The sequence below is a fragment of the Flavobacterium sp. genome, from assembly GCF_031537875.1.
In the GTDB taxonomy this organism is placed as follows: domain Bacteria; phylum Bacteroidota; class Bacteroidia; order Flavobacteriales; family Flavobacteriaceae; genus Flavobacterium.
Genome location: NZ_JAVKNB010000010.1, coordinates 81417 through 104974 on the forward strand (window position 1 = coordinate 81417; position 23558 = coordinate 104974).

Here is a 23558-nt window from a genome sequence, read left to right on the forward strand (position 1 = left end):
TTCAAAAAAATCGCAGAATTATTTGCTTTTGATGGCACTATCTCCTTCAAACTCGATGATGTAAATATCTTCGCTGTCTTTTTTCATATAGTACTTTTCACGAGCGTATTTCTCTACGTGTTCAATATTCTTGAGTTCTTTGATATGTCGTTTATCTTTCTTTATTTCTTCTTGATAATAGGTTTTATTATCTTCTAATTCATCTATTTGTTTGTCTAAGAAGCGATGATCGAAATACGAATAATTATCTAAAAATAGCATCCAAGTAGTAAAGAACACTAATACTAAAATGTATTTGTTACTCAATAATTTAAACCAAGATTTGTCTTTAAATGGGTTTGTCATTTTACTTTTTTTTAGCCCCGATTGCAGTGAAAATCCCATTCTTTTTAGAATGGATTGAAACGAAAAGCGGGAAATAGCTCCTAAAAAAATTGTATACCTACAATTGAATCAGGGATTTGTATATTATTTTACAGTATAAATTTATAACTTAATTATTGAATTTTTTGATGTATTACGGCACGTACTACATCAATTGCTACGGTGTTGTACTTGTCATTTGGGATGATAATATCCGCAAATGCTTTTGTGGGTTCAATAAACTGCAAATGCATCGGCTTTAATGTCGTTTGATAGCGATTCAATACTTCATCCATGTCTCTTCCACGATCAGCAATATCTCTTTTTAAACGTCGAATTAGGCGCTCATCGGGATCAGCTTGAACGTATATTTTCACATCAAATAAATCTCTTAATTCAGGATTTGTTAGGATCAAAATACCTTCTACAATCATTACTTTTCTCGGATGTGTAAAAACAGTATCGCTTGTTCTATTGTGCGTCACAAAAGAATACACCGGTTGATTGATATTATTTCCTGCTTTTAATTCTTTGAGATGCTGCACTAATAAATCAAAATCAATGGATCTTGGGTGGTCAAAGTTGATGGCAGCCCTTTCCTCATAAGTCATTCCGATATTTTCTTTATAATAAGAATCTTGCGAAATGATACCAACTTCAGTTTCTGGTAATTCGTTTACAATTTGATTTACTACAGTAGTTTTGCCACTTCCTGTTCCGCCTGCGATTCCAATAATGAGCATATGATTATGTTGTGTTTTTATCTAACAAAAATAGGAATTTAATTCAGAGTGAATTCGTTTTTTGCTAAATGTTTGCTAATTTGGTATATATTTATTAGGTTCATTGACAAAAGAAAGGGAGTTCTTTTTTGAACTCCCTTTCTTACTGGTATTATTTATTTTTCTTGGCTTTAATCATCATTTCTAACATATCCCACATTTCCGCAGGAATATCTTCTAATAGATTAAATTGTCCAGCGCCTTTTAACCATTCGCCTCCGTCAATTACTACTATTTCACCGTTAATGTAAGCTGAAAAATCTGATACTAAATAGGCAGCTAAATTGGCTAATTCTTGGTGATCTCCCACCCGTTTTAGTGGCACTTTTTTAGCCATATCAAATTTTTCGGCTAAATCACCAGGTAATAATCGATCCCAAGCTCCTTTGGTTGGAAAAGGTCCTGGAGCGATGGCATTGGTACGAATCCCATATTTTGCCCATTCTACTGCTAAACTCTTGGTCATAGCTAAAACCCCCGCTTTTGCAGTGGCGCTAGGAACTACATAAGCTGAACCTGTCCAAGCATAAGTAGTCACAATATTTAAAACGGTAGAGGATGTTTGTTTGGTGTCAATCCAATGTTTTCCAAAAGCAAGCGTACAATTTTTGGTTCCTTTTAATACAATGTCTATAATGGTATCAAAAGCATTGGACGACAAACGCTCTGTTGGCGAAATGAAGTTTCCAGCTGCATTGTTTAATAAAATATCTACTTTGCCAAATGCTTTTAGGGTTTCTTGAAGCATGTTTTCCACTTCTTCATAGTGACGAACGTCGCATTGGATAGGCAAACAAGTTCCGCCAGTTTGGGTTTCTAATTCGGCTGCAGTATTTTTTAGTTTGTCTAAATCACGTGAAGTAATGGCTACTTTAGCGCCTAATTCTAGGAAATATTTAGTCATTGCTTTGCCTAAACCGCTTCCACCTCCAGTAACCACAATTACTTTTCCTTTCAACGCGTCGTCGCGTAGCATTTTATCTGTATAACTCATAGTTCATCAATTTTAGAAGTAAATATAACAAATAAATAATATGCATGCATATTATTTATGCAGCTAATAGAAAATGTAAACTTAGAAGAATTACATTTTATGTATGATAAAAATTGTAGGACGGTTGTGTAAGTCTACTTTGGTTTTTTTCCAATCAGCAACTCGTAGTGTTTTGATATACTCGGTTGGTAAGGTGATATCGGTTGCAATACACAAATGCGTTGAGGGTTGAAGTGCTTGCAGAATATCTTCTACTAATTTATTGTTGCGATAAGGTGTTTCAATAAAAATTTGCGATTGATTTTTGTCAAAAGACAATTTTTCAAAATTTTTCAAAGCTGATTTTTTTTCTCCTTTATCAATAGGTAAATAACCGTTAAAAGTGAAACTTTGTCCGTTCATTCCAGAAGCCATCATCGCTAAAAGAATAGAAGAAGGGCCAACGAGAGGAATAACTTGTATTCCTTTTTCATGAGCCAATTTTACAATAACAGCACCTGGATCAGCCACTCCTGGGCAACCTGCTTCGCTCATTAAACCTACATTTTTTCCTTCAAGTAAAGGTTGGATAAAACTAAGGTGTTCTTTTACATCGGTATGTTTATTCAGTGCAAAAAGAACTAATTCGGATTGTTTTTTTTCAGGAAGTACCGCTTTGATAGACTTACGTGCTGTTTTTTCGTTTTCAACAATATAATAGTCAATGAATTCAATGGTTCTTTTTACTGTTTGAGGTAAGACATCCATAGGGTCACATTCTCCCATGGTCACCGGAATTAAATACAGTTTTCCTAAAGAGTTAGTGTTGTTCATATAGATGTTTTTTAGAGTTGAGAAATGTATTTATTGATGTTTTGCTATCAATTTTTGAGCAATTACATCGCAAGCTTCGTCTAGCATGGCGTACACAATGTCAAATCCGTTGTGCATTCCAAAGTAGGGATCAGGGACGTCTTTGTTTTGTGATGGATATAACTCGTTCATTATAAGAATTACCTTTTCTTTTTGTTCTTTGGTCTCTGCCAAAGCGATAACATTGTCATAATTAGAATTATCCATTACATAAATGTAGTCAAAAGTATCAAAGTCGGTACGGCTGAATTGTCTTCCTCTTTGATAGGAAATGTCTAGTCCATTTTTTTGAGCAACTGCCACAGAACGATCATCAGGAGATTGACCAATATGCCAAGAACCAGTACCTGCAGAATCTACAGTAAATTTATCTTTGGGTAATTTAGAGGCTAATATTCCTTCGGCTAAGGGTGACCGACAGATATTTCCCAAACAAACCATTACGATTTTTACGGACATTTGCTGTCTATAAGGTTAATTTTTTGTTGATGTCTTCGACAAACTTTTTGAATTGTTTGTCAGTAGAAACTAAATTGTCAACGGTTTTACAAGCGTGCAATACAGTAGCGTGGTCGCGGTCTCCAATTTGAGATCCGATATTTGCCAAAGAAGCTTTAGTGAATTTTTTGGCAAAAAACATCGCTAATTGTCTTGCTTGTACAACGTGTCTTTTTCTAGTTTTAGATTGTAGTGTTTCTAAATCCAATTGGAAATAGTCGGAAACAATTTTTTGAATGTAGTCGATAGAAATTTCGCGTTTGACATTCTTTACGAATTTCTCTACGATACTTTTTGCTAATTCAATTGTCACTTCTTTTTTATTGAAAGAAGATTGAGCAATCAAAGAAATTATAGCGCCTTCTAATTCTCTAACATTAGTTTTAATGTTGCGAGCTACGTATTCAATAATTTCTTCTGGCATTTCAACACCGTCACGATACAAGATATTCTTTAAGATTGAAACTCTAGTCTCATAATCTGGTTGGTGCAATTCAGCAGATAATCCCCATTTGAAACGAGACAACAAACGTTGTTCAATGTCTTGCATGTCAACAGGTGCCTTGTCAGAAGTCAAGATAACTTGTTTTCCGTTATGGTGTAAATAATTGAAAATATGGAAGAATACATCTTGTGTTCCTGATTTTCCAGAAAGGAATTGAACATCATCAATGATTAATACATCTATCAATTGGTAGAAATGAATAAAATCATTTCGAGTATTTTTCTTAACTGAATCAATATATTGTTGCGTGAAAATTTCAGCAGAAATATATAAAACAGTTTTTTCGGGATATTTGTCTTTAATCTCTACACCAATAGCGTGAGCCAAGTGAGTTTTTCCTAAACCAACTCCACCAAAAATCAATAATGGGTTAAAAGAAGTTCCTCCTGGTTTATTAGCAACAGCCATACCCGCAGAACGTGCTAAACGGTTAGAGTCTCCTTCTAAGAAGTTGTCAAAACTGTAATTAGCATTCAACTGCGATTCGATTTTTAAATTACGAATACCAGGAATTACAAAAGGGTTTTTAAGTTCAGGGTTTAAATTTTTTAATGGGGCATCAACATCTTGCGGTTTCATTTGCGTTCTGTTGGCACTCGGTAATTGCTCTGTATAGGGTTGTTTATTACCGTAAGTGTTCTCCATTTTAATTTTATAGAGTAACTTTGCGTTTTTTCCAAGTTCTTTGGTAAGCGCTACTTTTAATAATTTAACGTAATGTTCTTCTAGCCATTCGTAGAAAAATTTACTTGGTACTTGAATATATAACGCATTATCTGTAAGCTCAACTGACTTGATTGGTTCAAACCAAGTTTTGTAGGCTTGGTCTTGAATATTATCTTTTATGAAAGATAAACAGTTTTCCCATACTGATTGAGCAGTTTTGTTCATATATTCGGTTAAATTATTTAAGTTTGGTTACTTTATTTTTACAAAAAAAGGTGGGGCTATTCTTGTATTTTTCTGGGACAACAAATATGTGAACAAATTTCTTTAAAAAAAAATTATTCGATAGTTTTTTTAGTAAAAATATTGTTGTATAGGACATTTTAGAATCAATAAAAATTAAATAATAAATAATGAAAGATCATCAAATTCAAGTTCGTGTACGTTACTCTGAAACCGATCAGATGGGAGTAGTGTATCACGGGAATTACATCCCTTATTTTGAAATGGGTCGTGTTGAATGGCTTAGAAACAAAGGGGTTTCGTATAAAAGCATGGAAGAGGAAGGAATTGCGCTTCCGATTGTTTCAATGAATATTAATTACAAAAAGTCAGCGCGATATGATGAGTTGTTGACGGTTCATACCGCTTTCAAAAGTCAGTCTTCGGTTAAGATAGAATTCGATTGTAAGATTTATAATGAGCTAAATGAGTTATTAACAACTGCCGAATTTATTTTAGTTTTTGTATCTTTAAAAACAGGTCGTCCAATTGCTCCTCCAGATTATATTTTGGAACTTTTAAAGGATATGGAATAAATCAGTAAATAAATGCTTTTTTAGTTTTTTTAAAGGCGTTTAATTTCGATTTCAAATAAGGTGTCAAAAATGTCGAAAATTATTTCGGCATTTTTTTTTCGGGTTTTGATTTCAATTTTACCTAAAGCGATTCCGGAATCTTCTTCTAATTCCATAGTCTGAGTGACAATGTCTAATTTTTTCTCTTTGATAACTCGCATCACTTTATTCATGTTTTTGTAGTCAAACGAAATCAAAAAATGAATATCAATTGTTTTTTCAATAATTTCAGCTTCTTCTAATACCATTTGTGCGGTAGTTTTGTAAGCTGTAATCAATCCACCTACTCCTAATTTGATACCTCCAAAGATTCGAACAACTACTAAAAGTACATTGGTTAACCCAAAAGATTGAATTTGACCATAAATTGGAGCACCAGCCGTATTGCTAGGTTCGCCATCGTCATTAGCTCTATAACTTATTTTTTCAGTTCCAATTTGATAGGCATAACAATAATGTACTGCATGCGGGTGTTGTTTCCGTAAAATATCAATTATGGGTTTTACTTCATCTTCTGATTGGATAGGATAGGCATAGCCAAAGAATTTACTGCTCTTTTCTTTGAATATAATTTCATCAGTAGCTTGCGCAATTGTAGTATAGGTATCTTTGATTTCCAAAAGGCTAATGGTATTCTAAATTATTTTTTTGTCAAAGAGTTCAACCACATCTTCTTGACCTACTTGAAGATTCCAAACCTGTAATCCTAAAGTTTTAGCCGCATCAGTGTTGTCTTTTTTGTCATCTACAAATAAAGTGCGTTTTGGCGATAGTTCGTGTAAACGAATCAATGCATTATAAATTTCGGCATCTGGTTTTCGCATACCCATTTCATAAGAAAAATACACCTTTTCAAAACATTGGTAAAAGTCACCATAAAATGAGGCGCCTTCTCTTTGTTCAAAATGATCAATATGGATGGCATCGGTGTTACTCAATAAAAAGAGTCGGTACTTTTGAGATAATAGTTGTAAAAATTCCAAGCGGCGCAATGGAAAATCTAGCAAAACGGCATTCCAAGCAGCTAAAATTTCGTCTATTGTCGCATTAGGGATGTGTTTTTGAATCCCTAAAAGAAAATTATCTCTAGAAATTTGACCTTTTTCAAACGAAATATTCAATTGGTCTAAGTCTTCATTCCATGAAGATAAACCTAAACGTTGCAAGCCATCAATTGTGGCTTGTTTGTCCAAATTGATGAAAATATCTCCAAAATCAAAAATAATAGTATCAATCATAATTTCTAATTATTAGTAATTCATCAGTAGCTATTTCTTCCTTTTTATAAGGAATTTGGTTGAGTATTGGTGCTTTGATTCCGTTTCCAAACTCAATATTTCCAGTAAATATTCGGGCTTCATCCCACAAATTTGCCTCAATAAAAGTTTGTAATGTTTGCGCCCCACCTTCAATAATTAGGGATTGAATTTGATGTTCGTACAATTTGTCAATGATTTGTTGGGCTATATTTTGTTGAAAATCAATTACTTCAAAGATACAATTTTCCGAGGAAATTAAAGTTTTGTTTTTAGAAAACAGGATAGTTTTAGTTTGATTGTCAAATACATACGAAGTTCTAGGAATGCGATTGTTTTGGTCAATTATGATTCGGATAGGATTATTACCGTCCCAGTCTCGAGCATTTAATTGAGGATTATCGTCAATTACCGTTTGTGTACCTACTAAAATAGCTTGTTCTTCGGTTCGCCATTTATGCACTAATTGTCTGGAATACAAATTAGTAATCCAAACGGGTTTTTGTTCTTTTTTTTCTAAAGGAGCAATAAATCCGTCTTTGGTTTGCGCCCATTTCAATATAATGAAGGGTCTTTTCTTTTCGTGAAACGTAAAAAAGCGTTGGTTGAGTTCGTAGCATTTGTCCTCCAAAACACCAACAATAACATTGGCTCCAGCTTCTCTAAGCCTCTTGATGCCTTTTCCAGCCACTTTTATATTAGAATCGACTGTGCTAATAACAACATTTGGGATTTTATTTTCAATGATTAAATCGCAACAAGGAGGTGTTTTTCCAAAATGACTACAAGGCTCTAAACTGACGTAAATTGTGGCTTTGTCCAACAATGATCGATCTCTTACTGAACGAATAGCATTCACTTCGGCATGAGGTTCGCCCGCTTTTTTGTGCCAACCTTCGCCAATGATTTGACCATTATACACAATCACACTACCCACCATCGGATTCGGATAGGTAGTTCCAAAACCGTTTTTAGCAAGTTCGATACAACGAGCGATATAGTGTTCGTGATTGTTCATGTTACAAAAGTACTACTTTTTAGCTTTCCGATTTATGGGATAAGTTTCGAAAATTGTAATAAACAAATAGTTATTTTTGCCATTTAAATTAGTTTTTATACAAATGGAAAATTGGCTCATCAGAAAAATAGAGAAAAAAGACAATGCAGCAGTAGCTCAATTAATACGCGCTGTTTTTGATGAATTGAATATTCCTAAAGTGGGGACGGCTTATGAGGATCCTTATCTGGACTTGATGTATGAAGAATACAACAAGCCAAGGTCAGTATATTATGTTGTTGAACAGGATGGAAAAATAAAGGGCGTTGCCGGAATAGCTCCTTTGGAAAATGAAGCGCCAAGTATTTGTGAATTGCAAAAAATGTACTTCTTACCTGAAACTCGTGGGAGAGGAATCGGCAGTGAAATGATGGCAATTTGTTTGCAATCTGCAAGAGAATTTGGTTTTGAAAAATGCTATTTAGAGACGATGCCTTTTATGCATGCGGCACAAAAATTATACAAAAAATCAGGTTTTGAATACATTGATGCACCTATGGGTTGTACGGGGCATACCAGTTGTCCAGTATGGATGTTGCAGGATTTGTAAAACTATAGTAACACCTTAATATGACAATAAAACAGTACCGAGATCAATTTATTCAAGAACTGACTCCCATATATGGTATGGAAGAAGCGGATAGTTTTTTCTATCTTATTTTGGATGCGAAACATCAGCTAAAGCGAGTGGATTTAGCACTACAACCCAATTTAGTTTTTTCGATAACAGAATTGGAAACTTGGAATTTGATTTTGGACCAGCTAAAGAAAGAAATTCCAATACAATATTTATTAGGTACAACTCATTTTTACGGATTGGAATTTGAGGTTAATCCCAATGTTTTGATTCCGAGACCAGAAACAGAAGAGTTGGTGGATTGGATAATCGAAAGTCAGAACTCAGAAGTTAGAACTCAGAAGTTGAAAATTCTCGATATCGGAACGGGAAGTGGCTGTATTGCGATTTCGTTAGCTAAGAATTTGCCTAATTCAGAAGTTTTTGCTTTGGATGTTTCGGAACATGCCTTGGCTACTGCACAAAGAAATGCCGAATCAAATCAAGTTGCTATTCAGTTCATTCATCAAAGTATTTTGGAAACGGAAGATTTAAGACACCAATTTGATATTATTGTTTCCAATCCGCCTTATGTTCGTGATTTGGAAAAACAAGAAATCAAGAAAAATGTGTTAGACAATGAGCCCCATTTGGCACTTTTTGTAACCGATAATGATGCTTTGCTATTTTATAGAAAGATTGTGCAATTGGCACAGAAAAATCTGAGTCTAACAGGTCAATTGTATTTTGAAATCAATCAGTATTTAGGACAAGAAATGGTAGCATTATTGAAAGAAATGAACTTTCAAAATACAGAACTTCGTAAAGATGTTTACGGAAACGATAGAATGACGAAAAGTACGAGGTAAGATATACGATATAAGAAGTACGATTTACGAAATATCCAATATCCAATATCTAATATCCAATATCTAATATCCAATATCGTAAATCTAATATCGTAAATCGTAAATAGACTTATTCGTAGCGCAACGCCTCAATTGGATCCAATACTGCCGCTTTTATTGCTGGATACAATCCTGAAACAATAGCTACAATAAAACTCGTGATGAAGGCTGCCATTATTGCTCCCCAAGGAATAACAAAATCAAAGTGCATTGCAGTGGCAATTCCAAAACCAATCAAGATTCCGAAGATAATACCCACTAATCCGCCTAATTGACCAATCAATAAAGTTTCAATAAAAAACTGAAAAGCAATAGTTGATTTTTTAGCTCCCAAGGCTTTTCGAACGCCAATTTCTCGGGTACGTTCGGTAACCGAAACAATCATAATATTCATTAAAGCAATTGAGGATCCTAAAACGGTAATTACTCCAATGAGCCATGATGCTAGTCCAAGGTATTTGGTAATTCCAAGAATTCTATTAATCAAATCATCAGATCGGACTACTGCAAAATTATTGTCTTTTACAGGACTCAATTTTCGAATACTACGCATGGTACTAGTGGCATTGTCAATGGCCTGATCAAGCAATTCTTTTTTACCGACCATTACACTTACCGTGTAATTTATTTTGGGTGCGGTGAATAAAGAACGAGCCACTTGAATAGGAATTAAAACACGTAGATCTTGACTGTTGCCAAAAGTAGATCCCTTTTCTTTTAATACTCCAATTACTTTGAATTTAGCCCCTCTAATAGAAATTACTTTGTTGATTGGATTTACATCTTTAAGCAATCCTTTTTCAAAATCAGATCCCACTACACACATATAGGTATTGTTGTCAATGTCAAATCCATTAAAGTTTCGTCCTAAATTAGTTTCTAAACCGGAGTTAGGAATAAAATTTTCATCAACTCCTACTACCGTAATCTCAGGGTCGGTTTTGATAGCGCCAAATTTCACTTCAGCTTTAGAAGTTGCAGTAAAAGAAAGCGAAGTTTCGGTAAACGGGTACTTGAATTTATTCTGAAAAGAGACTGCTTCAGGATACGATATAATAGGATTGATGATTTCTCGTTCTTCGTTTCCTCTTCGTCTCGTGGTGTTTTCGTATTGATTGATGTTGAAGGTGTTGGCACCCATCGAAGCAAAATCAGTAGAAATGGTATTTTCTAAGGCGGCTACTACGGTTAAAATCCCCACTAATGCGGTAATACCAATAGCAATAATCAATACCGTTAATATGGTACGCAACAATTGTGTTCGAACAGAACCAATTGCAATCTTCACGTTTTCTTTGAATAAATTTAGCATAGTACCAATTTGTCACGAAAATACAATTTTTGTTACAAGTTTGCTTTAGAATCCGTGATATTTATTTTAAAAATAAGATATTTGTACCGAATTTCAGTATTTAGAATTTCAAAGTATAATAGTACATCGTATATCATATATCGTACATCCTATTTCGTAAATCGTATATTTAAAATGGCATCAAAACCAAGTATTCCAAAAGGAACCCGAGATTTTTCACCTGCTGAGGTGGCAAAACGTCAGTACATTATCCAAGTAATCAAAAGTAATTTTGAGAAATTTGGTTTTCAACCTATTGAAACTCCGTCTTTTGAAAATTCTGAAACCTTGATGGGTAAGTACGGTGAAGAAGGGGATCGTTTGATATTTAAAATATTGAATTCAGGGGATTATTTGGCAAAAGCCAATGCAACTCATTTGGAAGCAAAGGACAGCACTAAATTAACGTCAAGTATTTCAGAAAAAGCGTTGCGTTATGATTTGACAGTGCCTTTTGCACGTTATGTGGTGCAACACCAAAACGAAATTGAATTTCCTTTTAAAAGATACCAAATCCAACCCGTTTGGAGAGCTGATCGTCCTCAAAAAGGGCGTTTCAGAGAATTTTTTCAGTGTGATGCCGATGTAGTAGGTTCTGCCTCTTTGTGGCAAGAAGTGGAATTGGTGCAATTGTACGACGGTGTTTTTACTGCTTTAGGATTGAATGGAGTGACCATCAAAATTAACAATAGAAAAATCCTTTCTGGAATTGCAGAAGTGATTGGCGCTTCAGATAAATTGATTGATTTTACGGTAGCTTTAGATAAGTTGGATAAAATTGGTGAAGACGGCGTTAAAAAGGAAATGATAGAGAAAGGAATTTCGGAAACTACGATTGCTAAGGTGCAACCTTTGTTTAGCTTTACTGGATCTTTTTCAGAGAAAATCAATCAGTTATCGACTTTGTTAGCGGAGTCAGAAGAAGGAATGAAAGGGGTGGAAGAACTGCGTTTTATTTGTGATAAAGTGACCGACTTAGGATTGACAACCGCTATTTTAGATTTGGACGTTACCTTGGCTCGAGGGTTGAATTATTATACAGGAGCTATTTTTGAGGTGGCGGCACCAGCAGGAGTGGCTATGGGTTCCATAGGTGGCGGTGGTCGTTACGATGATTTGACAGGTATTTTTGGTTTGAAAAACATGAGTGGGGTTGGAATCTCTTTCGGTTTAGACCGTATTTATTTGGTCGTAGAAGAATTAGGATTGTTTCCAACAACAGTAACGGCAACTTCGCAAGCATTATTTATTAATTATGGTGAAAAAGAAGCATTTTATGCGATGAAAGCCATCAAAGAATTGCGTCAATCAGGAATAAAAGTAGAGTTGTATCCAGACAACGCTAAGTTGGCCAAACAATTTCAACACGCTGATAAACGAAATATTCCTTTTGCAGTAATGGCGGGTGATCAAGAGATGAATTCGAATACGTATACTTTAAAAAATCTTCTTACCGGCGAACAAAATTCACTAGATTTAGAAGCACTAAAAAAAGTTTTAGCATAAAAAAAAGCTTCGTTTGATGGGAACGAAGCTTTTTCTACTATAAGGTAATACTGAATTAATAATTATTTAAAAACGAACCTTAATTTTAATTTAGGGATTCAATCCAATGTAATGACTGATTCGAGTACAAACTTAATCTAATCGAAAACGAAATAGTCTTAAAATTTTATTAAATTTTATTGGCTATAAAAAAGAGATTAGTAAAAAAACCCCAATGAATTTTTCCAATAAATAACTGCCTTTAAGGTGACAATTTGACATTTTTGAAGATTTGGCAGTACTTTTGCAATCCAAAAGAAATTAAAATGAAGTTTAAGAATATTTTTAAAAATACAAGTAATATGACTACTGAGAAAACAGAAATCGATCAAGAAATTGAAGGAACGCCAACGGAAACACAGGCAAATGAAGAACAAGCAAGTATCGAAGAATTACCAGTTGAAGAGCAATTAGCCTTAGATTTAGCAGCGGAAAAAGACAAATTTCTACGATTATTTGCTGAATTTGAAAATTACAAACGAAGAACTTCAAAAGAACGCGTAGAGTTGTTCAAAACAGCTAATCAAGAAGTGTTGTTAGCAATGCTTCCAATTTTAGATGATTTTGACAGAGCTTTGATCGAAATTAGTAAATCAGGGGACGAATCTTTAGTTAAAGGGGTAGAATTAATTCATGAAAAATTAAAATCGACTCTAGTTGCTAAAGGATTAGAAGAAGTTGAAGTAAAGGCAGGTGATGCATTTGATGCTGATTTTGCTGAAGCAATTACTCAAATTCCAGCTCCTTCTGATAAAATGAAAGGAAAAATCGTTGATATTTTGGAGAAAGGGTACAAATTAGGAGATAAAATTATCCGTTTCCCAAAAGTAGTTATTGGTAACTAAACCAAAATGGTAGTATTATGAAAAAAGATTTTTACGAAATATTAGGCATTTCAAAAAGTGCGGATGCAGCTGAAATTAAGAAAGCCTATAGAAAATCGGCAATTAAATACCACCCTGATAAAAATCCGGGGGATAAAGAAGCGGAAGAAAACTTCAAATTAGCTGCTGAAGCCTACGAAGTTTTGAGCGACCCTCAGAAAAAAGCCAAATACGATCAATACGGACACCAAGCATTTGATGGTGCTGGAGGTTTTGGTGGTGGTCATGGCGGAATGAATATGGATGACATCTTCAGTCAGTTTGGTGATATTTTTGGTGGCGGATTCGGTGGCGGATTTGGTGGTGGTAGAAGTAGCGGTCCTCGTCGTACAAAAGGAAGTAATTTACGTATCAAAGTCAAACTGACCTTGGAAGAAATTGCCAATGGGGTAGAGAAAAAAGTAAAAGTGAAACGTAAGGTTCAGGCGCAAGGCGTAACGTATAAAACATGTTCGACTTGTAATGGTCAAGGACAGGTGATGCGTGTTACGAATACCATTTTAGGAAGAATGCAATCGGCTTCGACTTGTCCAACTTGTGGCGGATCGGGTCAGATTTTAGATAAAAAACCAGCGAATGCAGATTCGCAAGGGATGATTCAAGAAGACGAAACAGTAGCAATCAAGATTCCAGCAGGAGTAGTGGATGGCATGCAATTGAAAGTGTCTAACAAAGGAAACGATGCGCCAGGAAATAGTATTCCAGGGGATTTGATTGTAGCTATCGAAGAAATCGAACACGAGTTCTTGAAACGTGAAGGCGAGAATTTACATTACGATTTATACATCAGTTTTTCTGAAGCGGTTCTAGGTATTTCAAAAGATATTGAAGCGGTAAACGGAAAAGTGAGAATCAAATTAGAAGAAGGAATTCAATCGGGTAAAATTCTTCGTTTGAAAGGCAAAGGAATTCCAAGTTTGAATGGATATGGAAACGGAGACTTGTTAGTTCACGTGAATGTTTGGACACCAAAAACATTGAACAAGGAACAAAAAGAATTCTTCGAGAAAAATTTAAACGATGAGAATTTCGCTCCTAATCCAGAAAAATCAGACAAGTCCTTTTTTGAAAAAGTAAAAGACATGTTTTCTTAGTTTTTTCTACTAGTGAATTCAAAAAATATTTTCCCATCCTTGTTTCTGATAAGGGTGGGTTTTTTTATGTAACAAAACCAAGTATTTAGGGACTAATTCTTTACTTTTACACACCAAAGTCAAAAGGGACTAAAATAGAATCCAGTATGAGTATTTTACTTGAAGTTAATAAAATAGTGAAGCAATACGGCGATTACGTAGCGCTAAATGAAGTTTCTTTGTCAGTTCCAAAAGGGAGTATTTACGGCTTATTGGGACCCAATGGAGCAGGGAAGACCTCCCTTATTCGAATCATCAACCAAATTACATTACCCGATAGCGGAGAAATCATCTTGGATGGTGAAAAATTACAACCCAAACACGTGCAGTACATTGGTTATCTTCCAGAAGAAAGAGGTTTGTACAAAAGTATGAAAGTTGGGGAGCAATGTTTGTATTTGGCACAAATGAAAGGCTTGACCAAAGCCGAAGCCAAAAAACAACTCGATTATTGGTTTGACCGACTGGGAATTCAAGGGTGGTGGAATAAAAAAATCCAAGAGCTATCGAAAGGAATGGCGCAAAAAATCCAATTTGTAGTTTGTGTATTGCACCAGCCAAAACTGTTAATTTTTGATGAGCCTTTCTCTGGTTTTGATCCTGTGAATGCGAATGTCATTAAAGACGAAATCTTAGCATTGAAAGAACAAGGTTCGACCATTATTTTTTCTACGCATCGAATGGAAAGTGTAGAAGAACTGTGTGATGACATCGCTTTGATTCATCAATCCAATAAATTGATTGAAGGAAAATTAGACGACGTTAAAAAACAATTTAGAACGAATAGTTTTGAAGTGGGTATCCTTTCGGACAATGTAGAAGGCCTGATGTATGATATTACTCAAAAATTCACTTTGGCACCAGCCCAATTTAAATCGTTGAATAATGAATTGAAATTAGAGGTGCAGTTGGGGAATGCAAGTCCAAACGAGTTACTACATATTTTAACACAACGCGGACAAGTGACTCATTTTGTAGAAAAAATACCTAGTGTGAATGATATTTTTATTCAAACAGTAACCAATAAATAAAAGCTAAATGAGTATCATTTCGTTAATTATTAAAAGAGAATTCATTGCCAAAGTGCGCAATAAATCCTTTATTGTAATGACTTTTTTAAGTCCCTTACTATTTGTTGGAATCGCTTTATTTGTAGGGTATTTGAGCTCTATGAAAGCGGATACCAAACAGATTGCTATTCATGATGAATCGGGAAAATTTGTCGGTGAATTTTTAGCTCAAAATAAAACGGCTGAGGAATATAATTATCTTGATTTGTCGGCGGTAGATTTACCTACACTCAAGAAAAATATTATTGACGAAACTTACGAAGGGGTCTTGTTCATTCCAAAAGCAAAAAACAATACGACTTTAGAAAATCAAATTCAGTTTATTTCTAACGAAAGTCCGAGTATTTCCTTTGTCGAAAAAACACAAGAAGTTATTTCTAAGAAAATGACTTTGACTAATTTAGAAGAGGCACATTTAGATACTTTAGCAATTCACCAGGCAGAAGCCAAAGTCACTATTAATTTGAAAAAAGCCTCTGGCGAACAAAGTTTGAAAGGCTTGAACGAAATTAAAATTGCTATTGGCGGTGCTTTCGGTTATTTGATTATGATGTTTATCATCATTTATGGCAATATGGTGATGCGTTCTGTGATTGAAGAAAAAACCAACCGAATTATCGAAATTATTATTTCTTCGGTAAAACCATTTCAATTGATGATGGGAAAAATCATAGGAACTTCCTTAGCGGGAATTCTGCAATTCTTTATTTGGGCCATTATCGGTTTGAGTTTGTTGTTTTCGGCTTCTATGTTTTTGGGAGCTAATGTGGGAGCTACTAATCAAATCCCACCTGAAATGATACAATCAGCCCAACAAGAATTGGCTACTACCGCTCAAATGTATATTACTGAAATATGGAATTTACCCATTGCTACCATTTTAATTTGCTTTGTCATTTACTTTATAGGAGGATACTTTTTGTATAGTTCTTTTTACGCTTCAATTGGAGCGGCCGTAGATAACGAAACTGATTCGCAACAATTTTTATTGCCTATTATCATGCCTTTGGTATTGGGTGTTTACATTGGATTTTTTACGGTAGTTAACGATCCGCACGGAACAGTGGCTACAGTCTTTTCGATGGTGCCGCTGACTTCTCCTATTGTGATGCTGATGCGTATACCGTTTGGCGTACCTTTGTGGCAGATTGCGCTTTCTATTACTATATTATTTGCGACCTTCTTTTTAGTGGTTTGGTTTGCTTCCAAAATTTATCGTGTAGGAATTTTAATGTATGGCAAAAAACCAACATGGAAAGAATTGTATCGATGGCTGAAGTATTAATGTGTATGAGTTTAAAAGGTTATAAGTTTAATAGTTTAACCAAATAACCAAATCAACATATAACCTGTTCAAAAATGAGTAAAATATTAATCATAGAAGATGAAGCCGCTATCCGAAGAGTTTTGGTTAAAATTCTTTCGGAAGAGAATACAGCTTATGTTGTTGAGGAAGCTGAGGATGGTGCTGCAGGATATGAAAAGATAAAAAATACCGATTACGATTTGGTTTTGTGCGACATCAAAATGCCTAAAATGGACGGTGTCGAATTGCTCGAAGCGGTAAAAAAAATCAAACCAGAAATTCCGATGGTCATGATTTCGGGTCATGGCGATATGGAAACGGCAATTAATACGATGCGTTTGGGGGCTTTTGATTACATTTCAAAACCACCTGATTTGAATCGGTTGTTGAATACGGTTCGAAATGCTTTGGACAAAAAACAATTGGTAGTCGAAAACAAAATTCTTAAAAAGAAAGTTAGCAAAAACTACGAAATGATTGGCGAAAGCGAAGCAATTAACCACATCAAATTGTTGATTGAAAAAGTGGCGCCAACTGAAGCCCGTGTTTTGATTACAGGCTCCAACGGAACTGGAAAAGAATTGGTAGCCCATCAGTTGCATGAGAAAAGTGAACGTGCTAATTTTCCTTTGGTAGAAGTCAATTGTGCCGCCATTCCGTCAGAATTGATAGAAAGCGAATTGTTTGGTCATGTCAAAGGCGCTTTTACTTCAGCGGTAAAAGACCGTGCAGGTAAGTTTGAAGCGGCCGATAAAGGCACGATTTTCTTAGATGAAATTGGGGATATGAGTCTTTCGGCTCAAGCCAAAGTGTTGCGTGCTTTGCAAGAAAATATGATTACGCGAGTAGGCGCCGACAAAGACATTAAAGTCGATGTGCGTGTGGTAGCGGCTACGAACAAAGATTTGAAAAAAGAAATTGCCGAAGGGCGTTTCCGTGAGGATCTGTACCATCGTTTGGCGGTAATTTTAATTAAAGTGCCTGCGTTGAACGATAGAAGAGAAGATATTCCGATGCTCATTGCTCATTTTGCTGACAAGATTGCTTCGGAACAAGGGACTGCGGTTAAAACTTTTTCGAAGGCAGCCACTCAGTTGTTACAAGAATACGATTGGACAGGAAATATTAGAGAATTACGCAATGTAGTGGAGCGTTTGATTATTTTGGGAGGAAATGAAATCTCGGAGAATGATGTCAAGCTATTTGCTAGTAAATAAATATAAAAGCGAATAAAAATCGCTTCTAAAAAAAGAAGATGAAATTAAAAAAAATAAACGAAGCCCTTCAGAATGCTTTAATCGAAAGTGGTTTAACTGAAGCCAATGAGCTGCAACAAGAAACATTTTCTACCATTAAAAGTGGAGCAGATTGTTTGATTGTAGCGCCAAAGGGCAGTGGTAAAACAACTACGATTGTCTTAAATGTAATTCAGCAATTAGCCGGAAAACAAGAGGAATCTCCCCGTGCTTTAATCATTGTGGAAGACAAAGCGAAGGTGCTGGAAATGGAGGCTTTGTTTGAAGAATACGGTAAATATGATCCACTTGAGGTATATGGAGTTCATGATAAAGGCGACATGGATTATGATAAAAATTATATTTCTACAGGTATTGATGTTTTGATTGGGACACCCAACAAATTGAGTGATATGTTTTCAACGGCTGGCTACAATGTCAACCGTTTGAAAATGTTCATTTTGGATGATGCTGATCCTATTTTAAAATTGCGTCATGATACTAAAATCATGCGTATTTCGAATAGTATTGCCAAAACGCAACGCCTTATTTTTACGGAACAATATACCGAACGAGTGGCTATTTTGGCAGACAAAATGTTGTTGGAGCCGTTTGAATTTGATTTCGAAGAAGAAGAAAACGAAGAAGATGCAGAGGAAGAGTAATTTTAAAACCATTAAGATATTAAGTAAAATTAAGGAATAACTTAATGGGTCTTAATTTCGTAATGCGTACTATTTTTTTGAATTTAAACTATAAATAAAATATGGGATTAATGAAAGTGTTTTCTGGAAGCGAAGTCTTAGCGATGGGCTTGCAGGAAAAATTAGAAGAAGCGGGAGTGACTACAATGAAGAAAGACAATATTCAATCGGCACGATTGGGTGGATTTGGTAATGCAGATTTAGCGGTGGAATTGTTTATACAAGAAACTGATTTTGCAAAAGCCAATCCGGTGATTGAGGAATTCAGAATGAGTATTTAATTTCGAAACCCAAAAGAGATGCAATATAAAATGTTGGTTTTGGATATGGACGATACGCTGTTGACCGATGACCATACCATTTCTGAAGAAAATAAAAGTATGTTGGCTCAAGCCAAAGCATTAGGCGTATATGTGGTTTTAGCTTCGGGAAGACCAACACCTGCCATGACAGCGTATGCTAAAGAATTAGAATTAGACGATTCCTATATGATTTCCTATAACGGAGCGGTGATTACGGATTTATCCAATGATGAAGTGATTTTTGAGCAAACCCTAACTCAAGAACAAATCCACGCTTTGTACGATTATAGTGTACAGCACAAAACGCATATTATTACCTATGTGAACAATCAAATTGTGAGTGAAACCGACTCCCAATATATCGACATTGAAAAAAATATTACTGGTTTAGCTCATAACAAAGTGCTTGATTTTAAAGCCGAAGTACAATCCTCGGCGATAAAATGTATTTTGTTAGAAGATCCTGACTATCTTAAAAATGTGGAAACCCATTTAAAAGAAGCTATGCCGCATTTGAGTGTTTGTATGTCCAAGCCTTTCTTTTTGGAAGTAGCACAAAATGGTATTGACAAGGCAGCGAGCATCCGATTCTTAGCTGAAAAATTGAATATTCATCAAAAAGAAATTATTGCTGTAGGTAATGCAGGCAATGATTTAACTATGGTAGAATATGCTGGTTTAGGCGTTTGGGTAGATAATGTAACTCCTGAATTGCGTGACCGTGCCGATGTGATTGTAGCTTCCAATAACGACCACGGTGTAGCTGAGGTAGTAAGACGGTTTATTTTGTAGTCATTGCGCGCGCAGTGACTAAATAATCCATTGTTTTATATGTTGTTTTTTGTACGTATTTTTGTCCCGCGAAAGGGAGAGCAGCGGCATCCTTTTGTGAAGCGTAAGTGGAACAAAAGATAGAGCGTATAGCCCGACCGCAGGCTGAGAATTACGGGTTTTTATAAACTGAATAATCTGCCTGGGGTTTCGCCCAAAAAATCAAAAGAATGTCAGAAAGAAAAAAAGTAGCTTTTTATACGCTGGGTTGTAAACTGAATTTTTCGGAAACTTCTACTATTGCACGTAATTTACAAGACGAAGGTTTTGATCGTGTGGATTTTGAAGAAGTGGCAGATATGTATGTGATCAATACCTGTTCTGTAACCGAAAATGCCGATAAGCAATTCAAACAAGTGGTGCGAAAAGCAATGAAGTTGAACGACAAGGCTTTTGTGGCAGCGGTGGGTTGCTATGCGCAGTTGAAACCAGAAGAATTAGCAAATGTTGATGGAGTGGATTTGGTTTTGGGTGCGACAGAAAAATTCAAGCTGGCCGATTATGTGAATGATTTATCTAAAAATGATTTTGGTGAAGTGCATTCGTGTGAGATTGCCGAAGCGGATTTTTATGTAGGCAGTTACTCGATAGGCGACCGAACTCGTGCATTCTTAAAAGTACAAGACGGTTGCGATTACAAATGTACCTATTGCACGATTCCTTTGGCAAGAGGTATTTCTCGAAGTGATGCTTTGGAAAATGTATTGCAAAATGCCAAAGAAATCTCAGAGCAAGACATCAAGGAAATTGTATTGACTGGTGTGAATATTGGTGATTACGGCAAAGGCGAATTTGGGAATAAAAAACACGAACATACGTTTTTAGATTTGGTGCAAGCTTTGGATCAAGTGGAAGGTATTGAACGTTTGCGTATTTCGTCTATTGAACCGAATTTACTAAAAAATGAAACCATTGATTTTGTGTCCAAAAGTCAAACTTTTGTGCCTCATTTTCATATTCCGTTGCAATCAGGCAGTAATGCGATTTTGAAATTAATGAAACGTCGTTATTTGCGTGAAGTCTATACCGACAGAGTCAATCAAATTAAGGAAGTGATGCCTCACGCCTGTATAGGTGTGGATGTGATTGTTGGTTTTCCAGGCGAAACAGAAGAGCATTTTTTAGAAACCTATCATTTCTTGAACGAAATGGATATTTCGTATTTGCACGTGTTTACGTATTCGGAGCGAGATAATACCGAAGCAGCTGCAATGGAAGGCGTTGTTCCTGCCAATGTGCGTGCTAAACGCAGTAAAATGCTTCGTGGCTTATCGGTTAAAAAACGTCGTGCTTTCTATGAAAGTCAGTTGGAAACAGAAAGAACCGTTTTATTTGAAACGGAAAATAAAGAAGGCTACATTCACGGATTTACTGAAAACTATGTAAAAGTGAAAGCGCCTTGGAATCCCGAATTGGCCAATACATTACACAAAATTCAGTTGACCCATATTGACGAAGACGGAACTGTTCGCGTTCAATTTGTGGAAGCTTTAGCCTAACCATAATCAAAAGGCAACTGCCTTTCAATATCCTAAACTTATTTTGAAATTAGCTACTTACACCAAAGAGTTTTCGTATAATATTAAACTAGCTTATCCAGTTATTTTGGGTATGTTGGGACATACCTTGATTGGAATCGTGGATAACTTTATGGTGGGAAATTTGGGTTCTACTGAATTGGCTGCGGTTTCTTTAGGGAACAGTTTTATTTTTATTGCGTTGTCATTAGGAATTGGATTTTCGACTGCGATTACACCATTAATTTCGGAGGCTGATGCTGAACAAGATAATAAAAAAATTAGAACTACTTTGCATCACGGTTTATTATTGTGTACGGTTTTAGGAGTGGTATTATTCATCGTAACGGTTTTGTCTAAACAATTGATGTACTTCATGCATCAGCCTAAAATAGTTGCTGATATGGCAGCTCCGTATATTGATTGGGTGGCTTTTTCATTGATTCCAGTGATTATGTACCAAGGCTACAAGCAGTTTGCCGATGGTTTATCTCAAACCAAATATTCGATGTACGCTATTTTTATGGCGAATGTGGTGCATATTTTTTTCAACTATGTTTTGATTTATGGGGTATGGATATTTCCTAAATTGGGGATTTTGGGTGCTGCTTTAGGAACCGTTATTTCTCGAATTATGATGGTAGTTTTTCTTCATTTGTTGTTGCGACATAATGAAAAATTTAGCAACTATTTCAAGCATTTTAGTTTTAGGGAAATTAAAAAATCGATGTTGCGAAAAATTATTGATCTCGGTTTACCTTCAGCAATGCAAATGTTGTTTGAAGTGACTTTGTTTACTGCGGCGATTTGGCTTTCAGGTTCATTGGGAAAAAATAATCAAGCAGCCAATCAAATTGCATTGACCCTAGCTTCCTCTACGTTTATGGTAGCAATGGGATTGAGTGTTACGGCAATGATTCGGGTAAGTCATAGTAAAGGAATGGCTGATTATAAAAACATGATTGTGGTAGCACGTTCTATCTTTTTATTAGCGATAATTTTGGAAACGGTATTCGGGATTATATTTGTAATTTTTCATAATTATTTGCCGCATTTGTTCTTAAATATGGGAGATTCAGCTCAATATGTAGATAATCAGGAAATTATAGGAATTACGGCTCAGTTACTTTTAGTAGCAGCAGTCTTTCAATTGTCAGACGGCATTCAAGTAGTTGTTCTGGGAGCTTTGCGTGGATTACAGGATGTAAAAATTCCAATGTATATTACTTTTGTGGCTTATTGGTTGATTGGTTTTCCAATTTCATTTTATTTAGGACGCTATACCGAATTGAAAGCAGTTGGAATTTGGATAGGACTTTTGGCAGGATTGTCAGCGGCAGCTTTATTTTTGTATATTCGCTTTGCGAGAATCTCGAAGCGATTGGTTTTAGAAAATTAGTAATTAATTGCTAAAACGTGTAACAGTCGTTTTCATTTTTCGTCAAACACTTAGTTTAACCCTCCTAAATCAAAAAAAATGATAGTATTTATTATTCTTGGAATTATTTTGTTGTTGTTGAGTTTTTCATTAAAAAACAACATCACCCCTTTTTCTAAATATTCGAACGTTCTAAAATTAATCGGTTTTGTGGTAATTGCTCTAGGACTTTTTTCGTCGATGTTCAAACAAATTGACGCCGGAAAAGTAGGTGTAAAATCATTGTATGGAAATGTTGATACAGATGTTTTAGAAAGCGGACTGCATATCATCAATCCACTTTTGGATGTTACTGATTTTGATATTCAAACTCAAAATTATACCATGTCAGCCATCCATGGCGAAGGCGCACAAGAAGGAGATGATGCTATTCGAGTACTCTCAAATGATGGATTAGAAGTAGTGATTGATTTGACCGTTTTATACCGAATTTCACCAGAATCAGCTCCTAAAATATTCAAACAAATTGGGGTTAATTACACTGATAAAATTGTTCGCCCTGTAACTAGAACCCGTATTCGTGACAACGCAGTTTATTATGATGCGGTGGCTTTGTATTCGACTAAAAGAAATGAATTTCAACAACGTATTTTCAAAACTATCGAAGCGGACTTTAAAACGAGAGGTTTGATTTTAGAGCAATTGTTGATTAGAAATATCAATTTGCCAAGTTCAGTAAAAGCGTCTATCGAAAGTAAAATTAATGCCGAACAAGATGCTCAAAAAATGACGTTTATCTTGCAAAAAGAAAAACAAGAAGCAGAACGTAAACGAGTAGAAGCACAAGGTATTGCTGATTATCAAAGAATTATTTCAACAGGTTTGTCAGACAAACAATTGCAATACGAACAAATTAAAGCACAAAAAGAATTAGCGGCTTCACCCAATACCAAAATCATTTTTATGAATGGTAAAGGGAATGCACCAGTTATACTTTCAGATAAATAA

Annotated in this window: 25 protein-coding genes; 15 read left to right on the top strand and 10 right to left on the bottom strand. The window is 35.4% G+C overall.

Translation table 11 applies throughout. The features are described 5' to 3' along the window. Positions 1–18: 18 nt before the first annotated feature. From RMR09_RS05545 to dnaA, 6 genes are all read right to left on the bottom strand, one after another. The gene (locus RMR09_RS05545) at positions 19–345 is read right to left on the bottom strand and encodes a septum formation initiator family protein (protein WP_310594805.1); all 327 of its coding nucleotides are present in this window, start codon (positions 343–345) and stop codon (positions 19–21) included. 152 nt (positions 346–497) lie between these two features. Then, positions 498–1106 (bottom strand): uridine kinase, encoded by a 609-nt coding sequence (udk, locus tag RMR09_RS05550; protein ID WP_310594806.1) that lies wholly within the window; start codon positions 1104–1106, stop codon positions 498–500. A 151-nt stretch (positions 1107–1257) separates the two neighbouring features. Continuing rightward, positions 1258–2139: an SDR family oxidoreductase gene (locus tag RMR09_RS05555; protein WP_310594807.1), complete on the bottom strand. Its 882-nt coding sequence runs from the start codon at positions 2137–2139 to the stop codon at positions 1258–1260. A gap of 90 nt (positions 2140–2229) precedes the next feature. Then, complete coding sequence (locus tag RMR09_RS05560) at positions 2230–2952, bottom strand: SAM-dependent methyltransferase (protein ID WP_310594808.1); 723 nt, start codon at positions 2950–2952, stop codon at positions 2230–2232. A 30-nt stretch (positions 2953–2982) separates the two neighbouring features. Beyond that, positions 2983–3450 carry a low molecular weight protein-tyrosine-phosphatase gene (locus tag RMR09_RS05565; protein WP_310594809.1) on the bottom strand — a complete coding sequence of 156 codons (468 nt, stop codon included), beginning with the start codon at positions 3448–3450 and terminating at the stop codon, positions 2983–2985. Between the two features lie 7 nt (positions 3451–3457). Continuing rightward, positions 3458–4885 (bottom strand): chromosomal replication initiator protein DnaA, encoded by a 1428-nt coding sequence (gene dnaA / locus RMR09_RS05570; protein ID WP_310594810.1) that lies wholly within the window; start codon positions 4883–4885, stop codon positions 3458–3460. Positions 4886–5073: 188 nt separating this feature from the next. Between dnaA and RMR09_RS05575 the strand changes: the two genes are divergently transcribed. After that, on the top strand, positions 5074–5478 hold the full coding sequence (locus tag RMR09_RS05575) for a thioesterase family protein (protein WP_310594811.1): 405 nt from the start codon (positions 5074–5076) through the stop codon (positions 5476–5478). 29 nt (positions 5479–5507) lie between these two features. Here RMR09_RS05575 and RMR09_RS05580 read toward each other — a convergent pair whose 3' ends face one another. From RMR09_RS05580 to ribD, 3 genes are read right to left on the bottom strand one after another with little or no spacing between them, the layout of a single operon-like run. Then, positions 5508–6137 carry a YigZ family protein gene (locus RMR09_RS05580; RefSeq protein ID WP_310594812.1) on the bottom strand — a complete coding sequence of 210 codons (630 nt, stop codon included), beginning with the start codon at positions 6135–6137 and terminating at the stop codon, positions 5508–5510. Between the two features lie 15 nt (positions 6138–6152). Then, positions 6153–6755, bottom strand: coding sequence for an HAD-IA family hydrolase (locus tag RMR09_RS05585; RefSeq protein ID WP_310594813.1), 603 nt, complete (start codon positions 6753–6755; stop codon positions 6153–6155). Beyond that, entirely contained in the window at positions 6748–7791 is a 1044-nt protein-coding gene (gene ribD / locus RMR09_RS05590) for a bifunctional diaminohydroxyphosphoribosylaminopyrimidine deaminase/5-amino-6-(5-phosphoribosylamino)uracil reductase RibD (RefSeq protein ID WP_310594814.1), read from the bottom strand. Before ribD ends, RMR09_RS05585 begins: the two co-directional genes overlap by 8 nt. A gap of 103 nt (positions 7792–7894) precedes the next feature. Between ribD and RMR09_RS05595 the strand changes: the two genes are divergently transcribed. Together RMR09_RS05595 and prmC are read left to right on the top strand one after the other, a co-directional pair. Continuing rightward, positions 7895–8380, top strand: coding sequence for a GNAT family N-acetyltransferase (locus tag RMR09_RS05595; RefSeq protein WP_310594815.1), 486 nt, complete (start codon positions 7895–7897; stop codon positions 8378–8380). Between the two features lie 20 nt (positions 8381–8400). Further along, a complete protein-coding gene (gene prmC / locus RMR09_RS05600; RefSeq protein ID WP_310594816.1) occupies positions 8401–9255 on the top strand; it encodes a peptide chain release factor N(5)-glutamine methyltransferase in 855 nt (284 codons plus the stop codon). Between the two features lie 109 nt (positions 9256–9364). Here prmC and RMR09_RS05605 read toward each other — a convergent pair whose 3' ends face one another. After that, entirely contained in the window at positions 9365–10606 is a 1242-nt protein-coding gene (locus RMR09_RS05605; RefSeq protein ID WP_310594817.1) for an ABC transporter permease, read from the bottom strand. Between the two features lie 174 nt (positions 10607–10780). Between RMR09_RS05605 and hisS the strand changes: the two genes are divergently transcribed. From hisS to RMR09_RS05665, 12 genes are all read left to right on the top strand, one after another. Beyond that, positions 10781–12151 (top strand): histidine--tRNA ligase, encoded by a 1371-nt coding sequence (hisS, locus tag RMR09_RS05610; protein WP_310594818.1) that lies wholly within the window; start codon positions 10781–10783, stop codon positions 12149–12151. A 305-nt stretch (positions 12152–12456) separates the two neighbouring features. Then, on the top strand, positions 12457–13035 hold the full coding sequence (locus RMR09_RS05615) for a nucleotide exchange factor GrpE (RefSeq protein ID WP_310594819.1): 579 nt from the start codon (positions 12457–12459) through the stop codon (positions 13033–13035). A 17-nt stretch (positions 13036–13052) separates the two neighbouring features. Then, entirely contained in the window at positions 13053–14168 is a 1116-nt protein-coding gene (gene dnaJ, locus RMR09_RS05620) for a molecular chaperone DnaJ (RefSeq protein WP_310594820.1), read from the top strand. A 146-nt stretch (positions 14169–14314) separates the two neighbouring features. Further along, on the top strand, positions 14315–15238 hold the full coding sequence (locus RMR09_RS05625; RefSeq protein WP_310594821.1) for an ATP-binding cassette domain-containing protein: 924 nt from the start codon (positions 14315–14317) through the stop codon (positions 15236–15238). A 7-nt stretch (positions 15239–15245) separates the two neighbouring features. Further along, positions 15246–16562 carry an ABC transporter permease gene (locus RMR09_RS05630; protein ID WP_310594822.1) on the top strand — a complete coding sequence of 439 codons (1317 nt, stop codon included), beginning with the start codon at positions 15246–15248 and terminating at the stop codon, positions 16560–16562. Positions 16563–16636: 74 nt separating this feature from the next. Then, complete coding sequence (locus RMR09_RS05635; RefSeq protein ID WP_310594823.1) at positions 16637–17800, top strand: sigma-54 dependent transcriptional regulator; 1164 nt, start codon at positions 16637–16639, stop codon at positions 17798–17800. 38 nt (positions 17801–17838) lie between these two features. Then, a complete protein-coding gene (locus RMR09_RS05640; RefSeq protein ID WP_310594824.1) occupies positions 17839–18483 on the top strand; it encodes a DEAD/DEAH box helicase in 645 nt (214 codons plus the stop codon). Between the two features lie 101 nt (positions 18484–18584). Beyond that, positions 18585–18803, top strand: a complete 219-nt coding sequence (locus RMR09_RS05645) for a putative signal transducing protein (protein ID WP_229325230.1) — start codon at positions 18585–18587, stop codon at positions 18801–18803. An 18-nt stretch (positions 18804–18821) separates the two neighbouring features. After that, entirely contained in the window at positions 18822–19616 is a 795-nt protein-coding gene (locus tag RMR09_RS05650; protein WP_310594825.1) for a Cof-type HAD-IIB family hydrolase, read from the top strand. Positions 19617–19825: 209 nt separating this feature from the next. Continuing rightward, entirely contained in the window at positions 19826–21154 is a 1329-nt protein-coding gene (mtaB, locus tag RMR09_RS05655) for a tRNA (N(6)-L-threonylcarbamoyladenosine(37)-C(2))-methylthiotransferase MtaB (RefSeq protein WP_310594826.1), read from the top strand. A 43-nt stretch (positions 21155–21197) separates the two neighbouring features. Beyond that, positions 21198–22571 (top strand): MATE family efflux transporter, encoded by a 1374-nt coding sequence (locus RMR09_RS05660; RefSeq protein ID WP_310594827.1) that lies wholly within the window; start codon positions 21198–21200, stop codon positions 22569–22571. A gap of 78 nt (positions 22572–22649) precedes the next feature. Beyond that, entirely contained in the window at positions 22650–23558 is a 909-nt protein-coding gene (locus RMR09_RS05665) for a prohibitin family protein (RefSeq protein ID WP_310594828.1), read from the top strand.

Coding starts and splice junctions, on each gene's coding strand:
- RMR09_RS05650 (WP_310594825.1), top strand. CDS start 18,822: ATGCAATATAAAATGTTGGTTTTGGATATGGACGATACGCTGTTGACC.
- RMR09_RS05595 (WP_310594815.1), top strand. CDS start 7,895: ATGGAAAATTGGCTCATCAGAAAAATAGAGAAAAAAGACAATGCAGCA.
- RMR09_RS05575 (WP_310594811.1), top strand. CDS start 5,074: ATGAAAGATCATCAAATTCAAGTTCGTGTACGTTACTCTGAAACCGAT.
- RMR09_RS05640 (WP_310594824.1), top strand. CDS start 17,839: ATGAAATTAAAAAAAATAAACGAAGCCCTTCAGAATGCTTTAATCGAA.
- RMR09_RS05625 (WP_310594821.1), top strand. CDS start 14,315: ATGAGTATTTTACTTGAAGTTAATAAAATAGTGAAGCAATACGGCGAT.
- udk (WP_310594806.1), bottom strand. CDS start 1,106: ATGCTCATTATTGGAATCGCAGGCGGAACAGGAAGTGGCAAAACTACT.
- RMR09_RS05665 (WP_310594828.1), top strand. CDS start 22,650: ATGATAGTATTTATTATTCTTGGAATTATTTTGTTGTTGTTGAGTTTT.
- RMR09_RS05560 (WP_310594808.1), bottom strand. CDS start 2,952: ATGAACAACACTAACTCTTTAGGAAAACTGTATTTAATTCCGGTGACC.
- RMR09_RS05545 (WP_310594805.1), bottom strand. CDS start 345: ATGACAAACCCATTTAAAGACAAATCTTGGTTTAAATTATTGAGTAAC.
- RMR09_RS05605 (WP_310594817.1), bottom strand. CDS start 10,606: ATGCTAAATTTATTCAAAGAAAACGTGAAGATTGCAATTGGTTCTGTT.
- RMR09_RS05645 (WP_229325230.1), top strand. CDS start 18,585: ATGGGATTAATGAAAGTGTTTTCTGGAAGCGAAGTCTTAGCGATGGGC.
- RMR09_RS05565 (WP_310594809.1), bottom strand. CDS start 3,450: ATGTCCGTAAAAATCGTAATGGTTTGTTTGGGAAATATCTGTCGGTCA.
- ribD (WP_310594814.1), bottom strand. CDS start 7,791: ATGAACAATCACGAACACTATATCGCTCGTTGTATCGAACTTGCTAAA.
- RMR09_RS05615 (WP_310594819.1), top strand. CDS start 12,457: ATGAAGTTTAAGAATATTTTTAAAAATACAAGTAATATGACTACTGAG.
- hisS (WP_310594818.1), top strand. CDS start 10,781: ATGGCATCAAAACCAAGTATTCCAAAAGGAACCCGAGATTTTTCACCT.
- dnaJ (WP_310594820.1), top strand. CDS start 13,053: ATGAAAAAAGATTTTTACGAAATATTAGGCATTTCAAAAAGTGCGGAT.
- mtaB (WP_310594826.1), top strand. CDS start 19,826: ATGTCAGAAAGAAAAAAAGTAGCTTTTTATACGCTGGGTTGTAAACTG.
- RMR09_RS05630 (WP_310594822.1), top strand. CDS start 15,246: ATGAGTATCATTTCGTTAATTATTAAAAGAGAATTCATTGCCAAAGTG.
- dnaA (WP_310594810.1), bottom strand. CDS start 4,885: ATGAACAAAACTGCTCAATCAGTATGGGAAAACTGTTTATCTTTCATA.
- RMR09_RS05585 (WP_310594813.1), bottom strand. CDS start 6,755: ATGATTGATACTATTATTTTTGATTTTGGAGATATTTTCATCAATTTG.
- prmC (WP_310594816.1), top strand. CDS start 8,401: ATGACAATAAAACAGTACCGAGATCAATTTATTCAAGAACTGACTCCC.
- RMR09_RS05555 (WP_310594807.1), bottom strand. CDS start 2,139: ATGAGTTATACAGATAAAATGCTACGCGACGACGCGTTGAAAGGAAAA.
- RMR09_RS05635 (WP_310594823.1), top strand. CDS start 16,637: ATGAGTAAAATATTAATCATAGAAGATGAAGCCGCTATCCGAAGAGTT.